Source organism: Brevundimonas sp. EYE_349 (assembly GCF_023147505.1).
Classification (GTDB): Bacteria; Pseudomonadota; Alphaproteobacteria; order Caulobacterales; family Caulobacteraceae; genus Brevundimonas.
The window spans coordinates 423,373-444,895 of record NZ_JAHXPB010000001.1 but is presented as its reverse complement, the minus strand read 5'-3'; the positions used below and the strand labels follow the sequence as shown (position 1 = coordinate 444,895).

24 protein-coding genes are annotated in these 21,523 nt (G+C 66.0%); 20 read left to right on the top strand and 4 right to left on the bottom strand.

The features are described 5' to 3' along the window. Positions 1 to 2: 2 nt before the first annotated feature. Complete coding sequence (locus tag KZX42_RS02435) at positions 3 to 1,640, top strand: Na+/H+ antiporter (protein WP_248116744.1); 1,638 nt, start codon at positions 3 to 5, stop codon at positions 1,638 to 1,640. Positions 1,641 to 1,646: 6 nt separating this feature from the next. Here the strand turns inward: KZX42_RS02435 and KZX42_RS02430 are convergent, their stop codons facing one another. The 3 genes from KZX42_RS02430 to KZX42_RS02420 are packed head-to-tail and all read right to left on the bottom strand — an operon-like array spanning position 1,647 to position 4,478. Beyond that, complete coding sequence (locus KZX42_RS02430) at positions 1,647 to 2,303, bottom strand: HAD-IA family hydrolase (protein WP_248116742.1); 657 nt, start codon at positions 2,301 to 2,303, stop codon at positions 1,647 to 1,649. Between the two features lie 10 nt (positions 2,304 to 2,313). Continuing rightward, positions 2,314 to 3,108 carry a nucleoside triphosphate pyrophosphohydrolase gene (mazG, locus tag KZX42_RS02425; RefSeq protein ID WP_248116740.1) on the bottom strand — a complete coding sequence of 265 codons (795 nt, stop codon included), beginning with the start codon at positions 3,106 to 3,108 and terminating at the stop codon, positions 2,314 to 2,316. Further along, on the bottom strand, positions 3,105 to 4,478 hold the full coding sequence (locus KZX42_RS02420) for an MFS transporter (RefSeq protein WP_248116738.1): 1,374 nt from the start codon (positions 4,476 to 4,478) through the stop codon (positions 3,105 to 3,107). The genes mazG and KZX42_RS02420 overlap by 4 nt, the downstream gene beginning before the upstream one ends. Positions 4,479 to 4,587: 109 nt before the next feature. On the opposite strand from KZX42_RS02420, the gene KZX42_RS02415 reads away from it, so the two are divergent. The 4 genes from KZX42_RS02415 to ygiD are packed head-to-tail and all read left to right on the top strand — an operon-like array spanning position 4,588 to position 7,344. After that, positions 4,588 to 5,445, top strand: a complete 858-nt coding sequence (locus tag KZX42_RS02415; RefSeq protein WP_248116736.1) for a D-alanyl-D-alanine carboxypeptidase family protein — start codon at positions 4,588 to 4,590, stop codon at positions 5,443 to 5,445. Continuing rightward, positions 5,421 to 5,924, top strand: a complete 504-nt coding sequence (locus tag KZX42_RS02410; RefSeq protein WP_248116734.1) for a hypothetical protein — start codon at positions 5,421 to 5,423, stop codon at positions 5,922 to 5,924. The genes KZX42_RS02415 and KZX42_RS02410 overlap by 25 nt, the downstream gene beginning before the upstream one ends. A 54-nt stretch (positions 5,925 to 5,978) precedes the next feature. Beyond that, positions 5,979 to 6,581 carry an NAD(P)H:quinone oxidoreductase gene (wrbA, locus tag KZX42_RS02405; RefSeq protein ID WP_248116732.1) on the top strand — a complete coding sequence of 201 codons (603 nt, stop codon included), beginning with the start codon at positions 5,979 to 5,981 and terminating at the stop codon, positions 6,579 to 6,581. Between the two features lie 4 nt (positions 6,582 to 6,585). Then, on the top strand, positions 6,586 to 7,344 hold the full coding sequence (gene ygiD / locus KZX42_RS02400; protein WP_248116730.1) for a 4,5-DOPA dioxygenase extradiol: 759 nt from the start codon (positions 6,586 to 6,588) through the stop codon (positions 7,342 to 7,344). An 18-nt stretch (positions 7,345 to 7,362) separates the two neighbouring features. Here the strand turns inward: ygiD and KZX42_RS02395 are convergent, their stop codons facing one another. Beyond that, entirely contained in the window at positions 7,363 to 8,916 is a 1,554-nt protein-coding gene (locus KZX42_RS02395) for an AMP-binding protein (RefSeq protein WP_248116728.1), read from the bottom strand. Between the two features lie 171 nt (positions 8,917 to 9,087). Here KZX42_RS02395 and lipA point away from each other — a divergent pair, with 171 nt between their 5' ends. The 15 genes from lipA to lpdA all read left to right on the top strand — a co-directional run bounded on the left by lipA (position 9,088) and on the right by lpdA (position 21,459). Beyond that, positions 9,088 to 10,050 carry a lipoyl synthase gene (lipA, locus tag KZX42_RS02390; RefSeq protein ID WP_248116726.1) on the top strand — a complete coding sequence of 321 codons (963 nt, stop codon included), beginning with the start codon at positions 9,088 to 9,090 and terminating at the stop codon, positions 10,048 to 10,050. A gap of 7 nt (positions 10,051 to 10,057) precedes the next feature. Continuing rightward, positions 10,058 to 10,504 (top strand): type II toxin-antitoxin system RatA family toxin, encoded by a 447-nt coding sequence (locus KZX42_RS02385; protein ID WP_248116724.1) that lies wholly within the window; start codon positions 10,058 to 10,060, stop codon positions 10,502 to 10,504. Between the two features lie 9 nt (positions 10,505 to 10,513). Beyond that, the gene (locus KZX42_RS02380) at positions 10,514 to 10,846 is read left to right on the top strand and encodes a hypothetical protein (protein WP_248116722.1); all 333 of its coding nucleotides are present in this window, start codon (positions 10,514 to 10,516) and stop codon (positions 10,844 to 10,846) included. After that, complete coding sequence (locus KZX42_RS02375; protein WP_248116720.1) at positions 10,840 to 11,961, top strand: NAD(P)/FAD-dependent oxidoreductase; 1,122 nt, start codon at positions 10,840 to 10,842, stop codon at positions 11,959 to 11,961. The genes KZX42_RS02380 and KZX42_RS02375 overlap by 7 nt, the downstream gene beginning before the upstream one ends. Then, positions 11,958 to 12,509 (top strand): sugar O-acetyltransferase, encoded by a 552-nt coding sequence (locus tag KZX42_RS17195; protein ID WP_282438749.1) that lies wholly within the window; start codon positions 11,958 to 11,960, stop codon positions 12,507 to 12,509. The genes KZX42_RS02375 and KZX42_RS17195 overlap by 4 nt, the downstream gene beginning before the upstream one ends. A gap of 152 nt (positions 12,510 to 12,661) precedes the next feature. After that, the gene (gene rpmF, locus KZX42_RS02360) at positions 12,662 to 12,844 is read left to right on the top strand and encodes a 50S ribosomal protein L32 (RefSeq protein WP_026108365.1); all 183 of its coding nucleotides are present in this window, start codon (positions 12,662 to 12,664) and stop codon (positions 12,842 to 12,844) included. 111 nt (positions 12,845 to 12,955) lie between these two features. Beyond that, positions 12,956 to 13,591, top strand: a complete 636-nt coding sequence (locus KZX42_RS02355; RefSeq protein ID WP_248116718.1) for a hypothetical protein — start codon at positions 12,956 to 12,958, stop codon at positions 13,589 to 13,591. Between the two features lie 89 nt (positions 13,592 to 13,680). Further along, positions 13,681 to 14,958, top strand: a complete 1,278-nt coding sequence (gene eno, locus KZX42_RS02350; protein ID WP_248116716.1) for a phosphopyruvate hydratase — start codon at positions 13,681 to 13,683, stop codon at positions 14,956 to 14,958. Between the two features lie 126 nt (positions 14,959 to 15,084). Then, positions 15,085 to 15,396 (top strand): septum formation initiator family protein, encoded by a 312-nt coding sequence (locus KZX42_RS02345; RefSeq protein WP_248116714.1) that lies wholly within the window; start codon positions 15,085 to 15,087, stop codon positions 15,394 to 15,396. A 135-nt stretch (positions 15,397 to 15,531) separates the two neighbouring features. Then, positions 15,532 to 16,560: a pyruvate dehydrogenase (acetyl-transferring) E1 component subunit alpha gene (gene pdhA, locus KZX42_RS02340; protein ID WP_248116712.1), complete on the top strand. Its 1,029-nt coding sequence runs from the start codon at positions 15,532 to 15,534 to the stop codon at positions 16,558 to 16,560. 3 nt (positions 16,561 to 16,563) lie between these two features. Next, the gene (locus KZX42_RS02335; RefSeq protein WP_248116711.1) at positions 16,564 to 17,943 is read left to right on the top strand and encodes a pyruvate dehydrogenase complex E1 component subunit beta; all 1,380 of its coding nucleotides are present in this window, start codon (positions 16,564 to 16,566) and stop codon (positions 17,941 to 17,943) included. Next, positions 17,940 to 18,257 (top strand): DUF5076 domain-containing protein, encoded by a 318-nt coding sequence (locus tag KZX42_RS02330; protein WP_248116709.1) that lies wholly within the window; start codon positions 17,940 to 17,942, stop codon positions 18,255 to 18,257. Before KZX42_RS02335 ends, KZX42_RS02330 begins: the two co-directional genes overlap by 4 nt. Continuing rightward, positions 18,257 to 19,558: a pyruvate dehydrogenase complex dihydrolipoamide acetyltransferase gene (locus KZX42_RS02325; protein WP_248116707.1), complete on the top strand. Its 1,302-nt coding sequence runs from the start codon at positions 18,257 to 18,259 to the stop codon at positions 19,556 to 19,558. Before KZX42_RS02330 ends, KZX42_RS02325 begins: the two co-directional genes overlap by 1 nt. Before the next feature lie 15 nt (positions 19,559 to 19,573). Further along, positions 19,574 to 20,053 carry a glutathione peroxidase gene (locus KZX42_RS02320; protein WP_248116705.1) on the top strand — a complete coding sequence of 160 codons (480 nt, stop codon included), beginning with the start codon at positions 19,574 to 19,576 and terminating at the stop codon, positions 20,051 to 20,053. After that, positions 20,053 to 21,459, top strand: a complete 1,407-nt coding sequence (gene lpdA / locus KZX42_RS02315) for a dihydrolipoyl dehydrogenase (protein ID WP_248116703.1) — start codon at positions 20,053 to 20,055, stop codon at positions 21,457 to 21,459. The genes KZX42_RS02320 and lpdA overlap by 1 nt, the downstream gene beginning before the upstream one ends. The last annotated feature ends 64 nt before the right edge of the window (positions 21,460 to 21,523 follow it).

Sequence of the window (21,523 nt, the reverse complement as noted above, 5' to 3'; positions counted from 1 at the left end):
CAATGCATCTGATCGAAACCATACTGCTGCTGCTTGTGGCTGTCGTGGTGTCGGGTTCGATCGCGCGCATGACCCGGATCGCCCTGCCGCTGGTGCAAATCGCGCTGGGGGCCGCCCTGGTGCTGATCACCGGGTCCACGGTCGATCTGGAACCGGACATCTTCTTCCTGTTGTTCCTGCCGCCGCTGCTGTTCCTGGACGGGTGGCGCATCCCCAAGGAAGATCTGTTCCGCGACCGGGCGGTGATCCTGGAACTGGCGCTGGGCCTGGTGCTGTTCACCGTGCTGGGGCTCGGGTTCCTGCTGTGGTGGATGATCCCGGAAATGCCGTTGCCGGTGGCCTTTGCGCTTGCGGCCATTCTGTCGCCGACCGACCCCATCGCGGTTCAGGCCATCGCCGCCCGCGCGCCCATCCCCAAAAGGCTGATGCACATTCTGGAGGGCGAGTCGCTGCTGAACGACGCGACGGGCCTGACCTGTATGCGGATCGCGGTGATCGCGGCGACGACGGGCGCCTTTTCCATCGGCAACGCCATCGGCGCCTTCCTATGGCTGGCTCTTGTCGGGGTGGCGGTCGGCGTGGCCAGCGCCATGGCCATCAGCTACGCCAAGACCATCATCAGCCGGCGCTGGGGCGAGGATGTCGGGGCGCAGATCCTGGTCAGCCTGCTTATACCGTTCGCCGCCTATCTGATCGCCGAAGAGCTGGAGGCGTCGGGCATTCTGGCCGCCGTCGCCGCCGGCATCACCATGAGCTTCACCGAGCGTGGCGGCATTCCCGGCCAGTCCATGGCCATGACCCGCATCCGGCGCAGCGTGGTGTGGGACACGGTGCAGTTCGTCGCCAACGGCATCATCTTCGTGATCCTGGGCGAACAGATGCCGTCGATCCTGTCACGCGCGGCCGAGGTGGTGCGCGGGACAAGCCGGCCCGAGGTCTGGTGGCTGGCGGTCTATGTGATCGCCATTGTGGCGGCCTTGGCGGCGTTGCGGTTCATCTGGGTCTGGACCTCGCTGAAGCTGACCCTGTATCGGCGCCGCAATCGCCAGCCGCCGTCGCGCGTGGGCTTGCGGCTGACGCTGGTGATGTCGCTGGCGGGGGTGCGGGGCGCGATCACGCTTGCAGGCATTCTGACGCTGCCGTTCGTGCTGGGTGATGGATCGCCCATGCCGTCGCGCAACCTGGCCATCTTCCTGGCGGCGGCGGTGATCATCGTGTCGCTGCTGGTGGCGACCTTCGCCTTGCCACGCCTGTTGAAGGGGGTGGAGCTGCCGCCCGAACCCTCGCATGAGCGCGAGGAGGATCGCGGTCGGGTCGCCGCGGCCTCCGCGGCCCTGCGCGCCGTGGAGGATGCATCGCACGCCATGGCCGAGGGCAAGGCCAATCCCGACCTGTATTCCGATGTCGCCAGCCGGATCATGGAACTGTACCGCCATCGGATCGAAAGCCGCACCCGCACCGACGAGGACGATGTGGAGACCGCGCGGTTGAGCGACGCCATTGAACGGCATCTGCGGATGGCGGGTCTGGCGGCCGAGCGCGAGGAACTTGGGCGGCTGGCGCGCCTGCGTCGACTGGACGAGGAGACGGCCAAGAAGCTGATCCGCGAAGTGGACCTGCAGGAACTGCGCTACTCCTGATCGGGATCAGCGATCCATGAAGGCGGCCACGTCGGCGTAGCTGTGGGCCAGATGATGGGCGCCGCGCGCGGCCAGACGCTGGGCATGGCCGTCGCGCACGTGGCCGCCGGCCAGCAGGCCGACCACCGTCATGCCCGCCGCGACGCCAGCGGAGACGCCCGCCTCGGAATCCTCTATGACCACGGTGCGGGCTGGATCAACGCCCATGGTCCGGGCGGCGTGCAAGAAAAGATCGGGGTGCGGCTTGCCACGCTCGACCGCCAGGCCTGTGAAGACCGAGCCGTCGAAATGATCGGTCAGGCCGAACAGATCCAGTCCGACGCCGATCCAGTCCGGGCCGCTGGACGAGGCGATGCAGCGCGCCTCTGGCCGGGCGTAGGCGAAGTCGATCATGCCGGGAACGGGCGTCAGCTGATGCGGCGCCCGCTGGCGGCAGGTGGCGAACCAGGTGGTATGAAAGTCGTCCGGGCAGGGGCGACCCAAACGGGCCTCGACCGCCGGGCGATTGTCGCGCCAGCGCTTGCCCATATAGGCGCCCAGCACCTCGTCCAGTGTGGTCGGCAGGCCGAGGGCGGTCAGCTGTTCGGCCATGACGGTGCTGTTCAGCACCTCGCTGTCGGCGACGACGCCGTCGTAGTCGAATATGATCAGGTCGTAGGTCACGCGGGGCCGTTCAGCTGTGGAGCGCGGCCTTCTCCGAGACCTTTGCGGCGTCCCAGAGGCGATCCATCTCTTCGAGCGTGGATTGGTCGGGCGTGCGGCCTTCGCTGGCCAACGCCGCTTCGATGAAGCCGAAACGGCGAACGAACTTGGCGTTGGCGGCGCGTAGCGCATCCTCGGGCTCGACATCCAGCTTACGGGCCAGGTTGGCGACGACGAACAGCAGGTCGCCCAACTCCTCGCGCGCCTTGGCCCGGTCGCCGGCGGCGATCTCGACACGCAACTCCTCGACCTCTTCCGCCAGCTTGTCGAACACCTCGTCGGTCGAGGGCCAGTCGAAGCCGACGCGAGCGGCGCGTTTGGTCAGCTTGGCGGCGCGGGTCAGGGCGGGCAGGCCGACGGGCACATCGTCCAGGACGCCGGGCTTCTGGCGGTCCTTGCGCTCGGCGGCCTTGATGACCTCCCAGGCCACGTTCTGTTCCCTGGACGACCGCTGGGCCTCGTCGCCGAAGACGTGGGGGTGGCGACGTTCCAGCTTGTCGGCGATGGCTGTGACCACGTCGTCGAAGGCGAACAGCCCCTGTTCTTCGGCCATCCGGGCGTGGAAGACGACCTGGAACAGCAGGTCGCCAAGCTCGCCTTTCAGTTCGGTCAGATCGTTGCGCTCGATGGCGTCGGCGACCTCATAGGCTTCCTCGATGGTGTAGGGTGCGATGGTGGCGAAGGTCTGCTCCACGTCCCAGGGGCAGCCGCCGTCCGGGTCGCGCAGTCGTTCCATCACGCCCAGCAGGCGGTCGATCGGCCTCATACCCTGGCCCCGGCGTCTCGGGCTTCCAGAGCGGCGCGGATTTCGTCGTGGCGTTTGGCGGTCAGCGGATAGTTCTTCAACACCACGCCCGCCAGGACCAGCAGAACACCCGGCACGGCGATGAACAGGATCTGCAGCGTCAGCAGGGCCAGGTCGCTGTTGCCGGCCGGGCCAGGCAGGGCGCGGAAGCCGACGCCCTGCAGGATCAGATAGGGCACTAGGGCGACGACGTGGCCGATCTTGGTGGTGGCCGAAAGGATCGACAGCATCAGGCCGGTGCGGTCCACGCCGGTCTCGAACCGCTCCTCGTCGCCGGCGTCGGCCATCATGGCGCGCGTCAGGAACAGGCCCGCCGCATAGGGCAGGCCGGCGATGAACATGACCACCGCCGTCAAGACGAAGTTGCCGCCCGGAACCAGGGTCGCGCCGACGTAGAGGACGGCGGACACCACGCTGGCCGCCGCCAGGCCGCGATCCTTGCCGACGCGGGTCGCATACCAGGCCCAGAAGGGCGCACCGCACAGACCTGCGACGAAATAGAACAGCATGAACAGCCCGGCCTGGGTGTGATCGTAGCCCTTGATCTGGCCGAAGAAGAAGAACAGCAACGAGCCGGTGATGCCCGGGGCCACGCCCAGCAGCAGGTCCGACAGCAGCAGCTTTCTGACCACCGGCTTTTTGAACAGGCTGAGATAGGCGCCCAGGCTGCCGTGCGGCTGGCCGCCGGTCGTGACCGGCTCGGGCACGGCGACCATGGCTAGGCCGATTGTGACGGGCAGGGCGATCACGATGGCCCAGCCCATGATCCGCACGCCGTCGGCATAGGTCCCGATCCCCGTCTGAACCACCACGGTCGGCAGCACCAGGATCAACACCACGCCGATGATGTTGAACACCTGCCACCAGCCATAGACGCGGCTACGTTGATCGTACTGCGGCGCCAGGACGGCGGCCCAGCCCAACTGGCCCAGGGTGCCGATGGAAAAGCCGAGATAGAGAAACAGCAGCCAGCCGAACAGGTAGATAGGCGGCGCGCCCGGCTGAACCACGACGAACATCATATAGGCGGCCAGCATCAGCATGGGCGTCGACAGCGCCATCCACGGACGATAGCGCCCGAACCGGGTCCTGGTCCGATCCATGCCCCAGCCGATGAAGGGGTCGAAGACGATGTCGATCAGGCGCACCGCCATGAAGACGGTCGCCACCACGCCCAGCTCCAGCCCGACGAAGGTGGCGTAGAACTCGGGCAGGGTGACGGGCAGGGCCACGCCGAAGGCCGCCAGGGGCAGGCAGGGGCCGGAGAAGGCGGCCAGAACGGCGTTGGAGCGGCGGGGCGTGGCGCGGGCGGGCGCGGATCGGGCGGTCATGAAAGAGGGTCCGAAACGGCCCGGATGAGTCGGACCTCCTGCACCATCGCAGCTTTGGCGCGTCAGCGGTATGGTGGACTTCACGGCCGGCTTGGGGCCTTCTGAGGTCATGTCGCTTCGCCTGTTCGCCCTGTTTGGTCTGGTCCTGGGAACGCTCTTCGCCGGGCAGGCCAGGGCGGCGGGGCCTTGCCACACCAACGCCGACGTCTGGCGCGCGCAAGGTCTGGCCAATGCCGAGGCGGCCTACGCCATGCCCTGGACGCCGTTCGGGGCGATGGAATGGGGGTGGCGGCCCTATCTGCCGCTGATCCAGCAGGAGCTTCACACGCGCTGCGGGGCGGGCACGCCGATCTTCGCCTCGCAATTGGCGGGGTTCCAGCAGACGCACGGGCTGGCGCCGACCGGCCTCTTGGACGCCGCGACCTTTCAGGTGTTTCGCGGTCTGTGGCAGGAGCGGCGGCCGTTCGTGATGGCGCGCGTCGGCGGCCTGTGCCCCGAGCCGCCGCCGATCAACCAACTGGGCTATCTGGTCGCGGAAGAGGAACACGCCGACCGGCTGACGCGGCTGTTGCGGCGCGACGTGCTGGACGCCTATCGCCGGCTGGTCGCCGCCGCCCGCGCCGAGGCTCCAGAGGTCGCGGCCGACCCCGAACTGCTGCAGATCTTCTCGGGCTTCCGCGATCCTGAGGCGGATGCGGCGCGCTGCGCCCAGCAGGGCAACTGCGATGGCCTGCGCCGCGCCGTCTGTTCGCCGCATCGCACCGGAACGGCGGTCGATCTGTACGTCGGTCAGGCGCCGGGGCTGGGTGTCGACTCTACAACCCCGGCCAGCCGCGAATATATGGCGCGGACGGCGACCTATCGCTGGCTGGTCGAGAATGCGGGTCGATTCGGATTCGTCCCCTACGTCTATGAACCGTGGCATTGGGAGTATGTGCGGCCGTGGGATTCTTCATTCGCGCCCTGACGCAGGCCGAGGCGGCGCTGGCGCGCGAGGCGTTCGGCGCCGCGCTGCGGCTGGACACCGTCCGGCTGATCGGATGGCCGTTCCGGCGCGCCTTCGTGGCCGGGCGCTGGTTCGGGCGCGACTGGATCGTCTGGCCGCAACGGGACCTGATCGCGGATTTCACCGCCGTGTCGGTGCGCGCGCAGGGCGTGCTGATCCACGAACTGACCCACGTCTGGCAGGCGCAGCAGGGCGTCAATCTGCTGTGGGCCAAGCTGAAGGCCGGCGACACGGCCGCCTCCTACGCCTATGAAGCGGTCGCGACCTGTCGCTGGGACGACCTGAACATCGAGCAGCAGGCCATGGTGATGGAGCATCGCTTTCATCGCCAGGGCGGCCGCGTCGCGCCGGGATCGGCGGACTTCTACGCGGCCGTGTGTCCGTTCGAGCCGGAAACCGAGCCTGGGACTTGCGCCAAGCCGGATGACGCGCCAAGTTAGCAACGGTCGTTGTTGCAAATAACGGCCCCTGTCATTCAATGGAGCCTCTCCCCGATGCCGAAAATTCTGGTCCTCTATCATTCGACCTATGGCCACCTGGAAACCATGGCCGAAGCCGTCGCCGAAGGCGCGCGCGAGGTCGAAGGCGCGGTGGTCGACATCAAGCGCGTACCGGAAACCGTGCCGGAAGAACTGGCCAAGGCCTCGCACTACAAGCTGGATCAGAAGGCGCCGGTCGCCAAGATCGACGACCTGAAGGACTATGACGCCATCATCATCGGCGCCGGCACCCGTTTCGGCTCGGCCGCCTCGCAGATGCGCGCCTTCCTGGACCAGGCCGGCGGCCTGTGGTTCTCGGGCGCGCTGATCGGCAAGATCGGCGGCGCCTTCACGGCCACGGCGACCCAGCACGGCGGCCAGGAAACCACCTTCCAGGGGCTGCACAACTTCTTCATGCACCACGGGATGCCGGTGGTCGGTCTGCCCTATTCCTATCAGGCGCAGATGACGCTGGATGCGATCCACGGCGGTTCGCCCTATGGCGCCTCGACCATCACCGGCGGCGACGGCTCGCGTCAGCCCAGCGACATCGACCTGGGCGGCGCGCGCTTCCAGGGCAAGCACATCGCCGAACTGGCCAAGAAGCTGCACGGCTGACCCCATGCGCCAGCCCGCCGTCTTCTTCGGCCACGGTTCGCCCATGAATGCGTTGGGCGGTCCCTATGGGGCCGCCTGGCGCCACCTGGGTGAGGCCATCGGCAAGCCCCGGGGCGTGGTGATGATCTCCGCCCATTGGGAGACGCGCGGGCTGGGCGTCACGGCGCAGGACAAGCCTGAAACCATCCACGATTTCGGCAACTTCCCGCGTGAACTGCATGAGATGCAGTATCCGGCGCCCGGATCGCCCGAACTGGCGGCCCGAGTGTCGGCGCTGACCGGCGCGGTCCAGACCCAACAGTGGGGTCTGGATCACGGAACCTGGTCGGTGCTGTGCCACGTCTGGCCGGAGGCCGACGTGCCGGTGGTGCAACTGTCGCTGGATCGCGATCTGACGGCGCGCCAGCATTACGATCTGGCCAGGACACTGACGCCGCTGCGGGACGAGGGGATCGTGATCGCCGGATCGGGCGACTTCGTGCACAATCTGCGCACCTGGAAGCGCGAGGGCGGGGCCGAGCCCTATGCCTGGGCGACCGGCTTCAATGGGGCGGTGAAGGCGGCGTTCGAACGGGGAGACCACGACGCCCTGATCAATTGGGTGGGCCTGGCCGAAGACGCGCAACTGAGCGTGCCGACCGACGAACACTATCTGCCGGTCCTCTATATCGCCGCCCAGCAGCAGCCGGGCGAGCCCGTCAGCTTCTTCAAGGACCACATCGACGGCGGTTCAATCTCGATGACCGGCGTGCGGATCGGCTGACGCCCAGAGGCGGCCCGATCAGACCGCCTTTTCCGCCTCGACCATCTTCTGGATGGCGACATAGTCGGTCTTGCCGGTGCCCAGGACGGGCACCTCGGCGACCTTGACGATCTTCTTGGGCACGATCAGTTCCGGCGCGCCGTTGGTGCGGGCCCATTCGGCCAAGGGCGCGACCTCGGCCGTGTCGTGGTCCGTCACCAGCACCAGTTTCTCGCCCTTGCGGCTGTCGGGAATGGCGACGACGGCGTGGCGACGCTCGGGCCAGACCGCGCCGGCTATGCCCTCGACCGCGGTCAGGGACACCATCTCGCCGCCGATCTTGGCGAAACGTTTGGCGCGCCCCTTGATGGTGACATAGCCCTCGGCGTCCACGTCCACGATGTCGCCGGTGTCCAGCCAGTCGTCGCCGACCGCATCCCAGGCCAGCGGCTCGGCCGAAGTCACATAGCCGCTCATGACGTTCGGACCCTTCAGGAACAGGCGGCCGCCGCCCTCGATCCCCTCGACCGGCTCCAGCTTCCAGTCAATGCCCGGCAGCATCTGGCCCACGGTCCCCGGCGCGTTGCGGTCCGGGTGGTTGACGGCGATGACGGGCGAGGCCTCGGTCGCGCCATAACCTTCCAGAAGTTCGACGCCGCCGAACTTGGTGTTGAACAGGGTGCGGGTCTCCTCGCGCACCTTCTCGGCGCCGGCGACGGCGAACTTCAGCGTGGCGAAATCGTTCGGTTCGGCGACGCGGGCGTACTGGCTCAGGAAGGTGTCGGTCGCAAACAGGATCGAGGCGTTCACCTGGGGCAGCAGGTCTGTGATCTGTTTGGCGTGGAGCGGCGAGGGATATTGGAACGCCTTCAGCCCTTGCAGCAGCGGCAGGATGACGCCGCCGGTCAGGCCGAAACAGTGGAAGGTCGGCAGGGGGTTGAACATGACCCAGGACGGATCGAGGTCGATGTGAGCCGCGACCTGACGGGCATTGGCGACCAGGTTCTTCTGGCTCAGCACCACCCCCTTGGGCGTGCCGAAACTGCCCGAGGTGAACAGGACGACGCCCGGCGAATCCGGGTCGGTCCTGACGCGGAACCGCTTGGGCGCGGCGCCGGCGGCCAGGCCATACAGCTTGTCGGCCAGGCCGATGGTCTTTCGCACATCGTCCAGCCAGACGACGTCGGCGACCGTCTTCAGCTCCACGATCAGATCGTCCAGCTTGGCCTGGTCGACGAAGCGCTTGGCGGTCAGCACCTTCCTGACGCCCGACGCCTTGATGGCCGCCTTCAGATTGGCCTCGCCGGCGGTGAAGTTCAGCATCACGGGCACGCGGCCGTGGGCGTGCAGACCAAAGAAGGTGACCACCACCCCCATCGACGACGGCAGCAGGATGGCGACCCGTTCGTCCCGTTCGGTCATCTGCGCGATCTTGCGGCCCAGCACGAAGGCCGCGCGGATCAGGCCGGTATAGGTCAGGGGATGACGGTCCTGGTCTTCAAGGATTTCCTTGTCGCCGAACCGTGCGCGCGCCTCGATCAAGGCGTCGATCAGGGTTTCTTCGTAAAGCGACGGATCCAGGGCCTGGCGCAAGCGCGTCTCCTATGGAGGGCGCAAGAAGCCCTCGCTGTTTTTCCGGCGTCTGTCATTAATGACCCCGCGTCTTCTTGAAAAGATGCGTAACGTCGCGTGAGTTCCCGTAAGGTCGCGGTCTGTAACCGGCTGTGCCTTGCCTTCCGGGCGCGGAAAGCCGAAATACCGGCCATGGTCACCCTGATCGACACCCTGCAGCGCAAGCCGTCGGAGCTGCGTCACCCAGAAAAGCAGAACCGGCCGGAATCCGTGGTTCTGAAGAAGCCCGACTGGCTGCGGGTCAAGGCGCCCGGTTCGGGTCAATACAACGCCACCAAAGACATCGTCCGCTCCAAGGGGCTGGTCACGGTCTGCGAAGAGGCGGCCTGCCCGAACATAGGCGAGTGCTGGAGCCAGAAGCACGCCACGCTGATGATCATGGGCGACACCTGCACGCGGGCCTGCGCTTTCTGCAACGTCAAGACCGGTCTGCCGCAGCCGCTGGACCCGGACGAACCCGGCAAGGTAGGCCTGGCGGTTCAGCAGATGGGCCTGAACCACGTCGTCATCACCTCGGTCGACCGCGATGACGTCGCCGACGGCGGCGCCGCCCACTTCGCCGAGGTCGTGCGCCAGATTCGCATTCAGGCGCCGAACACCACCATCGAGATCCTGACGCCCGACTTCCTGAGGAAGGATGGGGCGGCCGCCGTGATGATCGACGCCAAGCCGGACGTCTTCAACCACAACCTGGAGACCGTTCCGCGCCTGTATCTGAAGATCCGGCCGGGCGCGCGTTACTTCCACTCGCTGCGCCTGCTGCAGATGGTCAAGGAACGCGACCCCGAGCAGTTCACCAAGTCCGGCATCATGGTCGGCCTGGGCGAGACCAAGGAAGAGGTCATGCAGGTGATGGACGACATGCGGTCCGCCGGCGTCGATTTCATCACCATCGGCCAATACCTGCAGCCGACGCGCAAACACGCCGCCATCGACCGTTTCGTCACGCCGGAAGAGTTCAAGGCCTATGAGGCGATCGCCCGCGCCAAGGGGTTCCTGATGGTGTCCTCGTCGCCGCTGACGCGCTCGTCGCACCATGCCGGCGACGACTTCGCCCGGCTGAAGGCCGCGCGCGAGGCGCAGCTGAAGCGTTAAGCTTGGAATGGCTGTCCATCGCGTCACGCGCATATTGCCCTATGCGCCCGAACAGCTGGCCGATCTGGTGGCCGATGTGCGGGCCTATCCCGATTTCGTGCCCTGGGTCACATCGATGCGCGTCTGGAACGACCGGGTCGAGGGCGACGGCGTGACCGTGGTGGACGCCGAGGCAGGCGTCGGCTTCGCGGTGCTGAAAGAGCGGTTCTCGACCTGGGTCCGGCACGACCGCAATGCGCCGAAGGTCGAGGTCGGCCTGCTGCGCGGGCCGTTCAAACACCTGAAGAACCGCTGGGAGTTCTTCCCGCATCCCGAGGGGACCCGGCTGGAGTTCATGATCGACTTCGCCTTCAAGTCGCGAATGCTGGACCTGATGCTGTCGGCCAACTTCGACCATGCCGTTGAAAAGCTGATAGGGTGTTTCGAAAGCGAAGCCGCTAGACGGTTTCGCTGAGGACGCGCGATGTCGATGTCGAGGCCCGTGTTGTACAAGCGTCGCAGCTGGGTTCTGCTCACGGTTCTTGTTTTGTCGACCTGCGCCTTCGTTCTCGCCTCTCCCATGCTGTTGCTGTTCGCGGCCATGTCCGGAATGGCGAGTGATTCATGTGCAGGATGGCCGGCACACCTCTTCATCATGAGCGCATTGACTTTGCCGATCGCAATAATCGGCGTGCTCATAAATGGGTGGAGAGCATTCGTCGTTCGTAACGAGCCGCGCGCATGGTGGGGTTTTGCGATCCTGCCCTTGTGGCCGCTGTCGCTGTTCGTGAGTACAAAGATGGCTGCGTTTTGCTGAAAGACTTCGATTTCGACGCGACTGTCGTGGGCGCCGGGGCTGTGGGCCTGGCCTGCGGTCGGGCGTTGTCGAAGCGCGGCCTGACGGTGCTGGTGCTGGAGAAGGAAGGCCAAATCGGTCAGGGAGTCTCCTCGCGCAATTCCGAGGTGATCCACGGCGGGCTTTATTATCCGACCGGCTCCTTAAAGGCGAAGTTCTGCGTCAAGGGGCGGCGGACGCTGTATGACTTCCTGGCCAGTCGCAAGATCGACCATTGGAAATGCGGCAAGCTGGTCGTGGCCACCGAGGAGGCCGAGGTCGGACGGATCGAAGCCATCTTCGAACAGGCGACGGCGAACGGCGTGGAGGGGCTGGCGCATCTGACAGGCGCCCAGGCGCGGGCGTTGGAGTCGGAACTGAACGCCCACGCCGCCATCCTGTCGCCAGAAAGCGGTCTTTTCGACAGTCACGGCTATATGCTGGCCCTGCAGGGCGAGATCGAGGATGCGGGCGGGTCGGTCGTGACATCCGCCCCGTTCGAGGGCGCCGAGCCGATGTCGGGCGGCGGGTTCTCCGTCCGCGTCGGCGGGGAGGGGGCGATGACCGTCACCAGCCGCCTTCTGATCACCGCGCCCGGCCTGTCGGCGCAGGCCGTCGCGGCGTGCATCGAGGGCTATCCAGCCCAGGACATTCCCGTCGGCCATTTCGGCAAGGGCGTCTATTTCCGGCTGATGGGCAAGGCGCCGTTCGATAGGCTGATCTATCCGCCGCCCATCCCCGGCGCCCTGGGCACCCACTACCGCAAGGACCTGGGCGGGCAGGGGGTGTTCGGCCCCGATCTGGCCTATGTCGAGGTCGAAGACTATTCGGTCGATCCGGCCAAGGCCGCTGAGTTCGCGCGTTACATCCGTCGTTTCTGGCCCGGCCTGCCCCATGGCGCCCTGACGCCGGACTATGCGGGCATCAGACCCAAGCTGCATGGTCCGGGCGAGCCGCAGCCGGACTTTCAGCTGCATGGGCGCGAGCATCACGGCATCGACGGCCTGATGGCCCTGTTCGGCATCGAAAGTCCCGGCCTGACCAGTTCCCTCGCCATCGGCGAGGCCGTGGCCGACACTCTGACGGAGACCCAATGACCGAACGCGAGAAGATGCTGGCGGGCCTGCCCTATGATCCGGGCGATGCGGACCTGCGGGACGGTCGCGCCCGCGCCGTGGGCCTGACCGTCGCCATCAACGCCGAACCGGATCGCGACCGTCGCAGCGCCCTGGTCAACCGACTGGTCAACGCCGCCGACGGCAAGGCTGTCATCATGCCGGGCTTCTTCTGCGACTATGGCGTCAATATCCATCTGGGTTCGCGGGCCTTCGCCAACGCCAACTGCGTTTTTCTGGACTGCGCGGAGATTCGAATCGGCGACAACTTCCAGGCCGGGCCGGGCGTTCAACTGCTGACGCCCGAGCATCCGCTGGATGCGGTCGCCCGCCGGGGCAAGGAGACGGCGCGGCCCATCGTGATCGGCGACGATGTATGGATCGGCGGAGGGGGCATCGTTCTGGCCGGCGTGACCATTGGCGATCGGTCGGTCATCGGGGCCGGCGCGGTGGTCACCAGGGACGTGCCGTCAGATGTCGTTGTGGTCGGCAATCCGGCCAGGATCGTGCGTCGTCTGACGCCTGCTTAAACGCCTTGAAATCGTCGCGCGGTTCATGCATAAGCCGCGCCTCGCGTGGCGGCTCTGATACCTCTGATGAGGGTTGGGGGCCGCCGCTATCGTTTTCGCGCCAGACAGGCTTAGGCTCTGGGCGGCGCCCGACTTAGAAGATTGAGACGGACATGGCCGTTCCGAAGCGCAAAGTATCCCCCTCGCGTCGCAACATGCGCCGCGCCCACGACGCCCTGACCTCGAACGTCTACGTCGAGGACAAGGACACGGGCGAGCTGAAGCGCCCGCACCACATCGACCTGAAGACCGGCACCTATCGTGGTCGTCAGGTCATCACGCCCAAGGAAGACTAGGTCTTTCACGGACGTCGGCCCTTAGGGTCGAGCGAGAATTTGCGGCGCGCGGTGATCCGCGCGCCGTTTTCGTGCGTTGTGCGCGGTGAAGCTTCTACTGGAGATCACCGCATGATGATTCGTCTCACCGCCGTCAGCGCCTGCGCGCTTTTGACCCTCGCCGCCTGCGGACGTGATGACCGGCGGACTGGAGAGGCGCCGTCTGACGCGACCCCGGTCGCGATGACGCCGGCAGAGACGTCTCCAGCCGCGACACCTGCCGCCGATCCCCACATCTTGACCGCCGAAGGTCTGGGGAGCGCGCGGATCGGCATGAGCAAGACCGATCTGGTCGCAGCCTGGGGCGACCGGGCCAACCCGAACGCCGTCGGCGGCGCGGAGCCCGAGGTCTGCGATCAGTTCCATCCCGTCCGCGCGCCGCAGGGGATCAACGTCATGATTCAGGATGGCAAGCTGACGCGAATCACCCTGATGCGCGACGCCAAGATCAAGACCGACCGGGGCTTCGGCCTGGGCGATACGGCCATGGCGGTGAAGCAGGCCTATGGCGGTGCGATCTTCGCCCAGCCCCACAAATATCAGCCCGCGCCAGGCGAGGACCTGTTCGCCTGGGCCCGTGGCGGCTCCACAAACTATGTCACAGATCCGTCGGCGCGCGGCGTCCGTTATGAGATCGGAACGGATGGCAAGGTCATGGCTATCCACGCGGGCGATCCGTCGATCCAACTGGTCGAGGGCTGTTCCTGACCTGACGGCGCACGGCGGCATTGGCCTTTCACGGACGGGCGGCTAAACCCGTCTGACTTCACTTCCGCCTTGAGCCAAAGAGCCGAGCCATGACCGACATCGCCGACATCGTCGCCCGCCAGATCCTCGACAGCCGGGGCAACCCGACGGTCGAAGTGGATGTGATTCTGGACGACGGCTCGTTCGGCCGCGCCGCGGTGCCCTCGGGCGCGTCCACCGGGGCGCACGAGGCCGTGGAACTGCGCGACGGCGACAAGGAAGTCTGGGGCGGCAAGGGCGTTCAGAAGGCCGTCGACGCCGTGAACGGCGAAATCTTCGACGCTCTGTCGGGCATGGACGCCGAAGACCAGCGCCGCCTGGACGAGGCGATGATCGAACTGGACGGCACGCCCAACAAGGGCCGTCTGGGCGCCAACGCCATCCTGGGCGTGTCGCTGGCGGCGGCGAAGGCCAGCGCCATTTCGTCGGGGCTGCCGCTGTATCGCTATATCGGCGGGGTCTCGGCCCGCGTCCTGCCGACGCCGATGATGAACATCATCAACGGCGGCGCCCACGCCGACAATCCCATCGACATCCAGGAGTTCATGATTCTGCCGACCGGCGCGGAAACCTTCACCGACGCCCTGCGGATGGGTACGGAAATCTTCCACGCGCTGAAGAAGCAGTTGAAGGACGCCGGCCACAACACCAACGTCGGCGACGAGGGCGGATTCGCCCCCAATCTGGCCTCGGCCGAAGAGGCGCTGAGCTTCATCACCAAGGCGGGGCAGGCCGCCGGCTATCTGGCGGGCGAGGACTTCCATCTGGGTCTGGACGTCGCCTCGACCGAGTTCTTCAAGGACGGCAAATACGTCATGGCCGGCGAGGGCAAGACCGTCGACGCCGACGGCATGGCCGCCTATCTGGTTGATCTGTGCGAACGCTTCCCCATCGTATCGATCGAGGATGGCATGGCCGAGGATGATTTCGATGGCTGGCGCCTGCTGACCGAGCGTCTGGGCGACCGGGTCCAGCTGGTCGGCGACGATCTGTTCGTGACCAATCCGGCGCGTCTGGCGGCCGGCATCGGCGAGGGGCTGGCCAACTCGATCCTGATCAAGGTCAATCAGATCGGCACGCTTTCCGAAACGCTGGATGCGGTCGATATGGCCCAACGCGCCGGCTACACCGCCGTGATGAGCCACCGTTCGGGCGAGACCGAGGATTCCACCATCGCCGACCTGGCCGTCGCCACCAACTGCGGACAGATCAAGACCGGCTCGCTGGCCCGTTCGGACCGGGTGGCCAAATACAACCAGCTGCTGCGCATCGAAGAGATGCTGGGTGACCAGGGCGTCTATTTCGGCGACGGCATGCTGTTGAAGTAAGCATCGGAATTGTCGGCGGAGAATCAGCGTTCTTCGCCGACTTTCTTACGGTCAAGCTACATTTCGTTAGGCATTTTCTGGCACGGTTCATGAACTGTGTTCTCGCGCTCAGAAGGAGCGTCTTTAGTGCCCGAACGGATGAAACCTTACCGCGTATCCTGTGCCCTGCTGCTGTTGCTCGCCTATCTCGGCGTGCAGGCTTTGACGGGTGAGCGCGGGTTGCTGAGCGGCGCCTCGCGCGATGCGTTGCTGGGTCAACGCGAAGATCAGTTGGCGCATCTGACGGAACAGCGGCGCGACCTGGAGACCCGGGTTCGATATCTGCGCACCGACAGTCTGTCGCGCGATCTGCTGGAGGAACGGGCACGCGCCGTGCTGGGCTTCTCCGACCCCCGGGACTATGTGATCCGCGTCTCGGCGCCGGCCGAGCAGGGCTGAAGCCGCCCCAGCCACTTGAACTATTGTTACAGCCCGGCCCGCACCCCTTTGCGTTCCGGGAAGGAAGGCTGCTAAAGCCCCCTTCCGTAACGATAAGAAGGCGTCGCTTTTCGACGCCTAGCCGGGAGATACCGGATGGCGAAAGCCCCAGCCAAATCCGCTCAGACGACCACGCCTCACAAACTGCCCAATACGCCGACGGCGTCCAAGGAAGACCTGCTTCGCTTCTATCGCGAGATGGTTCTGATCCGCCGCTTCGAGGAGCGCGCGGGCCAGCTGTACGGCATGGGTCTGATCGGCGGCTTCTGCCACCTGTACATCGGCCAGGAGGCCGTGGCGGTGGGCGTTCAGGAGAGCGTCAAACAGGGCCACGACAAGATCATCACCGGCTACCGTGACCACGGCCACATGCTGGCCGCCGGCATGGATCCGAAGGAAGTCATGGCCGAGTTGACCGGCCGCAGCGGCGGCTCGTCCAAGGGCAAGGGCGGATCGATGCACATGTTCGACGTGCCGACCGGCTTCTACGGCGGTCACGGCATCGTCGGCGCCCAGGTGGCGCTGGGCACCGGCCTGGCCTTCGCCGGCAAGTATCGCGGCGACGATTCGGTGGCCTTCGTCTATTTCGGCGACGGCGCCTCGAACCAGGGTCAGGTGTACGAGAGCTTCAACATGGCGCAGCTGTGGAAGCTGCCGGCCATCTACATCATCGAAAACAACCAGTACGCCATGGGCACGAGCATCGAACGCTCGTCCTCGACGACCGAACTGTACCAGCGCGGCGCCAGCTTCGGCATTCCGGGCGAGCAGGTGGACGGCATGGACGTGCTTGCTGTGCGCGACGCCACGGCCCGCGCGGTGAAGCGCGCCCGCGAAGGCGGCGGCCCCTTCATCCTGGAGGTGAAGACCTATCGCTATCGCGGTCACTCGATGTCCGATCCGGCGAAATACCGCACCAAGGAAGAGGTCGACGAGGTCAAGAAGACCCGCGACCCGATCGATCATCTGAAGATGCTGCTGTCGGCCGCCAAGGCGACCGAAGAGGAGCTCAAGGTCATCGATAACGAAATCAAGGCGATCGTCGCCGAAGCTGTTCAATTCGCCCAAGAGAGCCCGGAACCCGATCCGTCCGAGCTCTATACCGACGTCTACGTGGAGGCCTGATCCGTGACCGACATTCTGATGCCGGCGCTGTCCCCCACGATGGAAGAGGGCACGCTGACCAAATGGCATATCAAGGCGGGCGACACCGTGTCGGCCGGCCAGGTGATCGCCGAGATCGAAACCGACAAGGCCACGATGGAAGTCGAGGCCGTGGATGAAGGCGAAGTGCTGGAAATCCTGGTCGCCGAGGGTTCCGAGAACGTGAAGGTCAATACGCCGATCGCGCGTCTGGCCGGCGAAGACGGCGCCGCAGCGCCTGCGCCCAAGGCTGAATCCGCCAAGGCCGAAGCCGATGCGCCCAAGGCGACGGCTGACGGCAAGACCGGCGACCCCGAAAAGGCGCCGTCGCAAACCTCGACGCCCAAGGTCGAACTGCGCGACCCGGAAATCCCGGCTGACGCCAAACTGGTCAAGACGACCGTGCGCGACGCGCTGCGCGACGCCATGGCCGAAGAGATGCGTCGCGACGACCGCGTCTTCCTGATCGGTGAGGAAGTCGCCCAGTATCAGGGCGCCTATAAGGTCAGCCGCGACCTGCTGCAGGAGTTTGGCGACCAGCGCGTCGTGGACACACCGATCACCGAGCACGGCTTCGCCGGCCTGGGCGTCGGCGCCGCAATGGCGGGCCTGAAGCCGATCGTCGAGTTCATGACGTTCAACTTCGCCATGCAGGCCATCGACCACATCATCAACTCGGCCGCCAAGACGCTCTATATGTCGGGCGGTCAGATCAAGGCGCCCATCGTTTTCCGCGGTCCGAACGGCGCCGCCAGCCGCGTGGGCGCCCAGCACAGCCAGGACTATTCCGCCTGGTACGCACAGGTTCCGGGCCTGAAGGTGATCGCGCCCTATGACGCCGCCGACGCAAAGGGGCTGCTGAAGGCCGCCATCCGCGACCCTAACCCCGTCGTCTTCCTCGAACACGAGATGATGTACGGCCTGGAGTTCGACGTGCCGGAGGTCGAGGACCATGTCCTGCCCATCGGCAAGGCCAAGGTCCGGCGTGAAGGCAAGGACGTCACCATCACGGCGCACAGCCGCATGGTCGGTTTCGCCCTGCAAGCCGCCGAGAAGCTGGCCGAAGAAGGGATCGAGGCCGAAGTGATCGACCTGCGCACCCTGCGTCCGCTGGATCACGAGACCATCGTCGAAAGCGTCAAGAAGACCAACCGTCTGGTCTCGGCCGAAGAGGGCTGGGGTCCGATGGGCGTGGGCGCCGAGGTCGTGGCCCGCGTGATCGAACACGCCTTCGACTATCTGGACGCGCCGCCGCTGCGCGTTCACCAGGAAGACGTGCCGCTGCCTTACGCCGCCAACCTGGAAGCCCTGTCGCTGCCGGGCGCTGACAAGATCGTCGCCGCCGTGAAGCAGGTGATGGCGTGACCGAGGCTTCGGAGTTCATGCTGACGACGCCGGACAGCGTCGCGGCTGATCCCCAGGCCATCGAACTGCTGCGGATGTGGTGGTCCAAGGAAGAGCCGGTGATGGCGGTCAAGCCCGCCTTCACCGATCCGATCCAGTTCGGCCGTCTGCTGGCCTATGCGGCGCGTCACATGGCTCATGGCTACGCCGTGCGTCACGATCACGATGAAACCGCGGCCTACCACCGCATCCTCGAAGGTCTCAGCGAAGTGGTGAAGGCGAACGACGTCCGCACCGTCGCCGAGCCGACCACGCAAACCGGGGGAAACGCCTGATGACCGATATCCTGATGCCGGCCCTGTCTCCGACCATGGAGGAGGGCGTGCTGGCCAAGTGGCACGTCAAGGTCGGCGACGTCGTGTCCGCCGGCGACGTGATCGCAGAGATCGAAACCGACAAGGCCACGATGGAGGTCGAGGCCGTGGACGAAGGTGAAGTCACCGACATTCTGGTCGCTGAAGGCACTGAAGGCGTGAAGGTCAACACGCCCATCGCCCGCCTGAAGGACGAGGACGGCGCTGCTGCGCCCAAGCCCGCGGCCAAAGCCGAAGACGCGCCCGCCGCCAAACCGCAGGAGGCCGCCAAGGCTGCGTCTGCCGCCGAGGCTCCGAAGGCCGCCGCTGCGCCGGCGCCGGCGGCGCCCAAGTCCGACAACGGCGAACGCATCTTCTCCTCGCCCCTGGCGCGTCGCATCGCTGCCCAGAACGGGGTCGATCTGAAGTCGATCAAGGGCACCGGCCCGCATGGCCGTATCGTCAAGCGCGACGTGGAGGCCGCCGGCAAGGGTTCGGCCCAGCCCGCAGCCGCGTCGACCGCGACGACGACCGCCGCCGCAGCAGCCGAACCGCGCAAGGCGCAATCGCTGGCTCAGATGGGCATTCCCGACGGCAGCTACGACCTGATCCCGCTGGACGGCATGAAGAAGGCCGTGGCGCGTCGCATGGTCGACAGCGTTCAGAACGTGCCGCACTTCCCGCTGTTCATCGATGTCGAGATCGATCAGTTGATGGCCGTGCGCGCCAAGGTCAACAAGATGCTGGAGCCGCAGGGGATCAAGGTCTCCGTCAACGACTTCGTCATCAAGGCGGCCGCCCTGGCGCTGAAGGCCGTGCCGGAAGCGAACGCCTCCTACACGCCGGAAGGCATCGCCATGCATCACAATGCCGACGTCTCCATGGCCGTGGCCATCGATGGCGGCCTGATCACGCCGATCATCAGGAAGGCAGAGACCAAGGGTCTGGCGCAGATCGCCACCGAGTCCAAGGACCTAGCCAAGCGCGCCCGCGACCGCAAGCTGAAGCCGGAAGAGTTCCAGGGCGGCACCTTCTCGGTGTCTAATCTGGGCATGTTCGGCATCAAGCAGTTCACCTCGATCATCAACGAGCCGCAGGGCTGCATCATGAGCGTGGGCGCGGGCGAGCAGCGCGCCGTCGTCAAGGATGGCCAGATCGTCGCGGCCACCGTCATGACCGTGACCCTGACCTGCGATCACCGCGTGGTGGATGGGGCGACCGGCGCCCGCTTCCTGCAGGCGTTCAAGCCGCTGATCGAAGATCCCGTCGCGATGCTGGCGTAAGGGGAGGGTGAGGTCATGACCTCGGTCTATGACTTCTCCGCCCGGGCCATCGACGGCGCGGACGTCTCGCTGGACCGCTTTCGCGGTCAGGCGCTGTTGATCGTGAACACGGCGTCCAAGTGCGGCTTCACCGGCCAGTATGACGGTCTGGAGAAGCTGCACCGGGATTTCGCGGATGCGCCGTTCGAGGTGCTGGGCTTTCCCTGCAACCAGTTCGGCAATCAGGAGCCCGGCCGGGCGGCGGAGATCGCCGCCTTCTGCGCCGCCAGTTTCGACGTGAGCTTCCCCTTGTTCGACAAGGTGGAGGTCAACGGGCCGAACCGGCATCCGCTCTATGCCTGGTTGACCCAGCAGAAGCGGGGCTTCCTGCGCTCCCAGGCCATCAAGTGGAACTTCACCAAGTTCCTGACCGACCGCGAGGGCAGGGTGGTCGCCCGTTACGCCCCGCAGACTGAACCCGAGGCCATCAAGGCCGACATCGAGAAGTTGATCTAATGGCTGCTGAATTCGATCTCGTCGTTATCGGCTCGGGCCCCGGCGGTTACGTCGCGGCCATCCGCGCCAGTCAACTGGGCCAGAAGGTCGCCATCGTGGAACGCGAGAATCTGGGCGGCATCTGCCTGAACTGGGGCTGCATCCCGACCAAGGCCCTCCTGAAGTCGGGCGAGAAGTTCGAGAGCCTGTCGCACCTGAAGGAATACGGTCTGTCGGCGTCCGGCGCGTCGTTCGACTTCGACGCCATCATCCAGCGCTCGCGCGGCGTCGCGGCGACGATGAACAAGGGCGTCGCCTTCCTGATGAAGAAGAACAAGATCGAGGTGATCGAAGGCGCGGCCAAGCTGGAGAAGGGGGCGGCTGCGCCCAAGGTCGTGATCGCCCTGAAGGCGGGCGGATCGCGCACCGTTGAGGCCAAGTCGGTGATGCTGGCCGTCGGCGCCCGCGCCCGCGCCTTGCCGCAGATCGGTCTGGAAGCCGACGGCGACAAGATCTGGGCGTATCGCGACGCCCTGGCGCCCAAGAAAATGCCCAAGACCTTTGTCGTCATCGGTTCGGGCGCAATCGGCATTGAGTTCGCCAGCTTCTATCGCGCCCTGGGCGCCGAGGTGACGGTCGTGGAGGCCGTGGACCGCATCATGCCGGTGGAGGACGAAGAGGTCTCCAAGGCGGCGCAAAAGTCGTTCGAAAAGCGCGGCATCAAGTTCAAGGTCGGCGCCAAGGTGACCAAGGTGACCAAGAGCGCGACGGGTGTGAAGGTGGATGTCGAGATCGGCGGCAAGGCCGAAACGCTGGAGGCCGAGGTCTGCATTTCTGCGGTCGGCATCACCGCCAACACCGACGGCATCGGTCTGGAGGCGCTGGGCGTCGAACTGGACCGCGGCCACATCAAGACCGACAGCCACTGCCAGACCAACGTCAAGGGCCTGTACGCCATCGGCGACTGCGCCGGGGCGCCCTGGCTTGCGCACAAGGCGTCGCATGAAGGGATCCACGCCGCCGAACACATCGCCGGCTACAAGACGCCGAACGTCCATTCGCCCATCGCTGGCTGCACCTACGCCCAGCCGCAGGTCGCTTCGGTTGGGGTGACCGAACAGGCCGCCCGCGCCGAGAAGCGCGACGTCAAGATCGGCCGCTTCCCCTTCCGCGTGAATGGCAAGGCCGTTGCGGCGGGCGAGCCTGACGGCTTCGTCAAGGTGATCTTCGACGCCAAGACCGGCGCCCTGATCGGCGCCCACATGATGGGCCACGAAGTCACCGAGATGATCCAGGGCTACGTCACCGCCATCACCATGGAGGCGACGGAAGAGGACATACACGGCATCGTGTATCCGCACCCGACGATGTCGGAGGCCATGCACGAGGCGGCGCTGGACGCCTACGGGCGCACCATTCACCTCTGATTCCGGCACACAAACGGCCCCGAAATGGATTTCGGGGCCGTTTTTCGATCCTGTAAACGGCCTT

Coding starts and splice junctions, on each gene's coding strand:
- KZX42_RS02435 (WP_248116744.1), top strand. CDS start 3: ATGCATCTGATCGAAACCATACTGCTGCTGCTTGTGGCTGTCGTGGTG.
- mazG (WP_248116740.1), bottom strand. CDS start 3,108: ATGAGGCCGATCGACCGCCTGCTGGGCGTGATGGAACGACTGCGCGAC.
- KZX42_RS02420 (WP_248116738.1), bottom strand. CDS start 4,478: ATGACCGCCCGATCCGCGCCCGCCCGCGCCACGCCCCGCCGCTCCAAC.
- KZX42_RS02415 (WP_248116736.1), top strand. CDS start 4,588: ATGTCGCTTCGCCTGTTCGCCCTGTTTGGTCTGGTCCTGGGAACGCTC.
- wrbA (WP_248116732.1), top strand. CDS start 5,979: ATGCCGAAAATTCTGGTCCTCTATCATTCGACCTATGGCCACCTGGAA.
- ygiD (WP_248116730.1), top strand. CDS start 6,586: ATGCGCCAGCCCGCCGTCTTCTTCGGCCACGGTTCGCCCATGAATGCG.
- lipA (WP_248116726.1), top strand. CDS start 9,088: ATGGTCACCCTGATCGACACCCTGCAGCGCAAGCCGTCGGAGCTGCGT.
- KZX42_RS02385 (WP_248116724.1), top strand. CDS start 10,058: ATGGCTGTCCATCGCGTCACGCGCATATTGCCCTATGCGCCCGAACAG.
- KZX42_RS02380 (WP_248116722.1), top strand. CDS start 10,514: ATGTCGATGTCGAGGCCCGTGTTGTACAAGCGTCGCAGCTGGGTTCTG.
- KZX42_RS17195 (WP_282438749.1), top strand. CDS start 11,958: ATGACCGAACGCGAGAAGATGCTGGCGGGCCTGCCCTATGATCCGGGC.
- rpmF (WP_026108365.1), top strand. CDS start 12,662: ATGGCCGTTCCGAAGCGCAAAGTATCCCCCTCGCGTCGCAACATGCGC.
- KZX42_RS02355 (WP_248116718.1), top strand. CDS start 12,956: ATGATGATTCGTCTCACCGCCGTCAGCGCCTGCGCGCTTTTGACCCTC.
- eno (WP_248116716.1), top strand. CDS start 13,681: ATGACCGACATCGCCGACATCGTCGCCCGCCAGATCCTCGACAGCCGG.
- pdhA (WP_248116712.1), top strand. CDS start 15,532: ATGGCGAAAGCCCCAGCCAAATCCGCTCAGACGACCACGCCTCACAAA.
- KZX42_RS02325 (WP_248116707.1), top strand. CDS start 18,257: ATGACCGATATCCTGATGCCGGCCCTGTCTCCGACCATGGAGGAGGGC.
- KZX42_RS02320 (WP_248116705.1), top strand. CDS start 19,574: ATGACCTCGGTCTATGACTTCTCCGCCCGGGCCATCGACGGCGCGGAC.
- lpdA (WP_248116703.1), top strand. CDS start 20,053: ATGGCTGCTGAATTCGATCTCGTCGTTATCGGCTCGGGCCCCGGCGGT.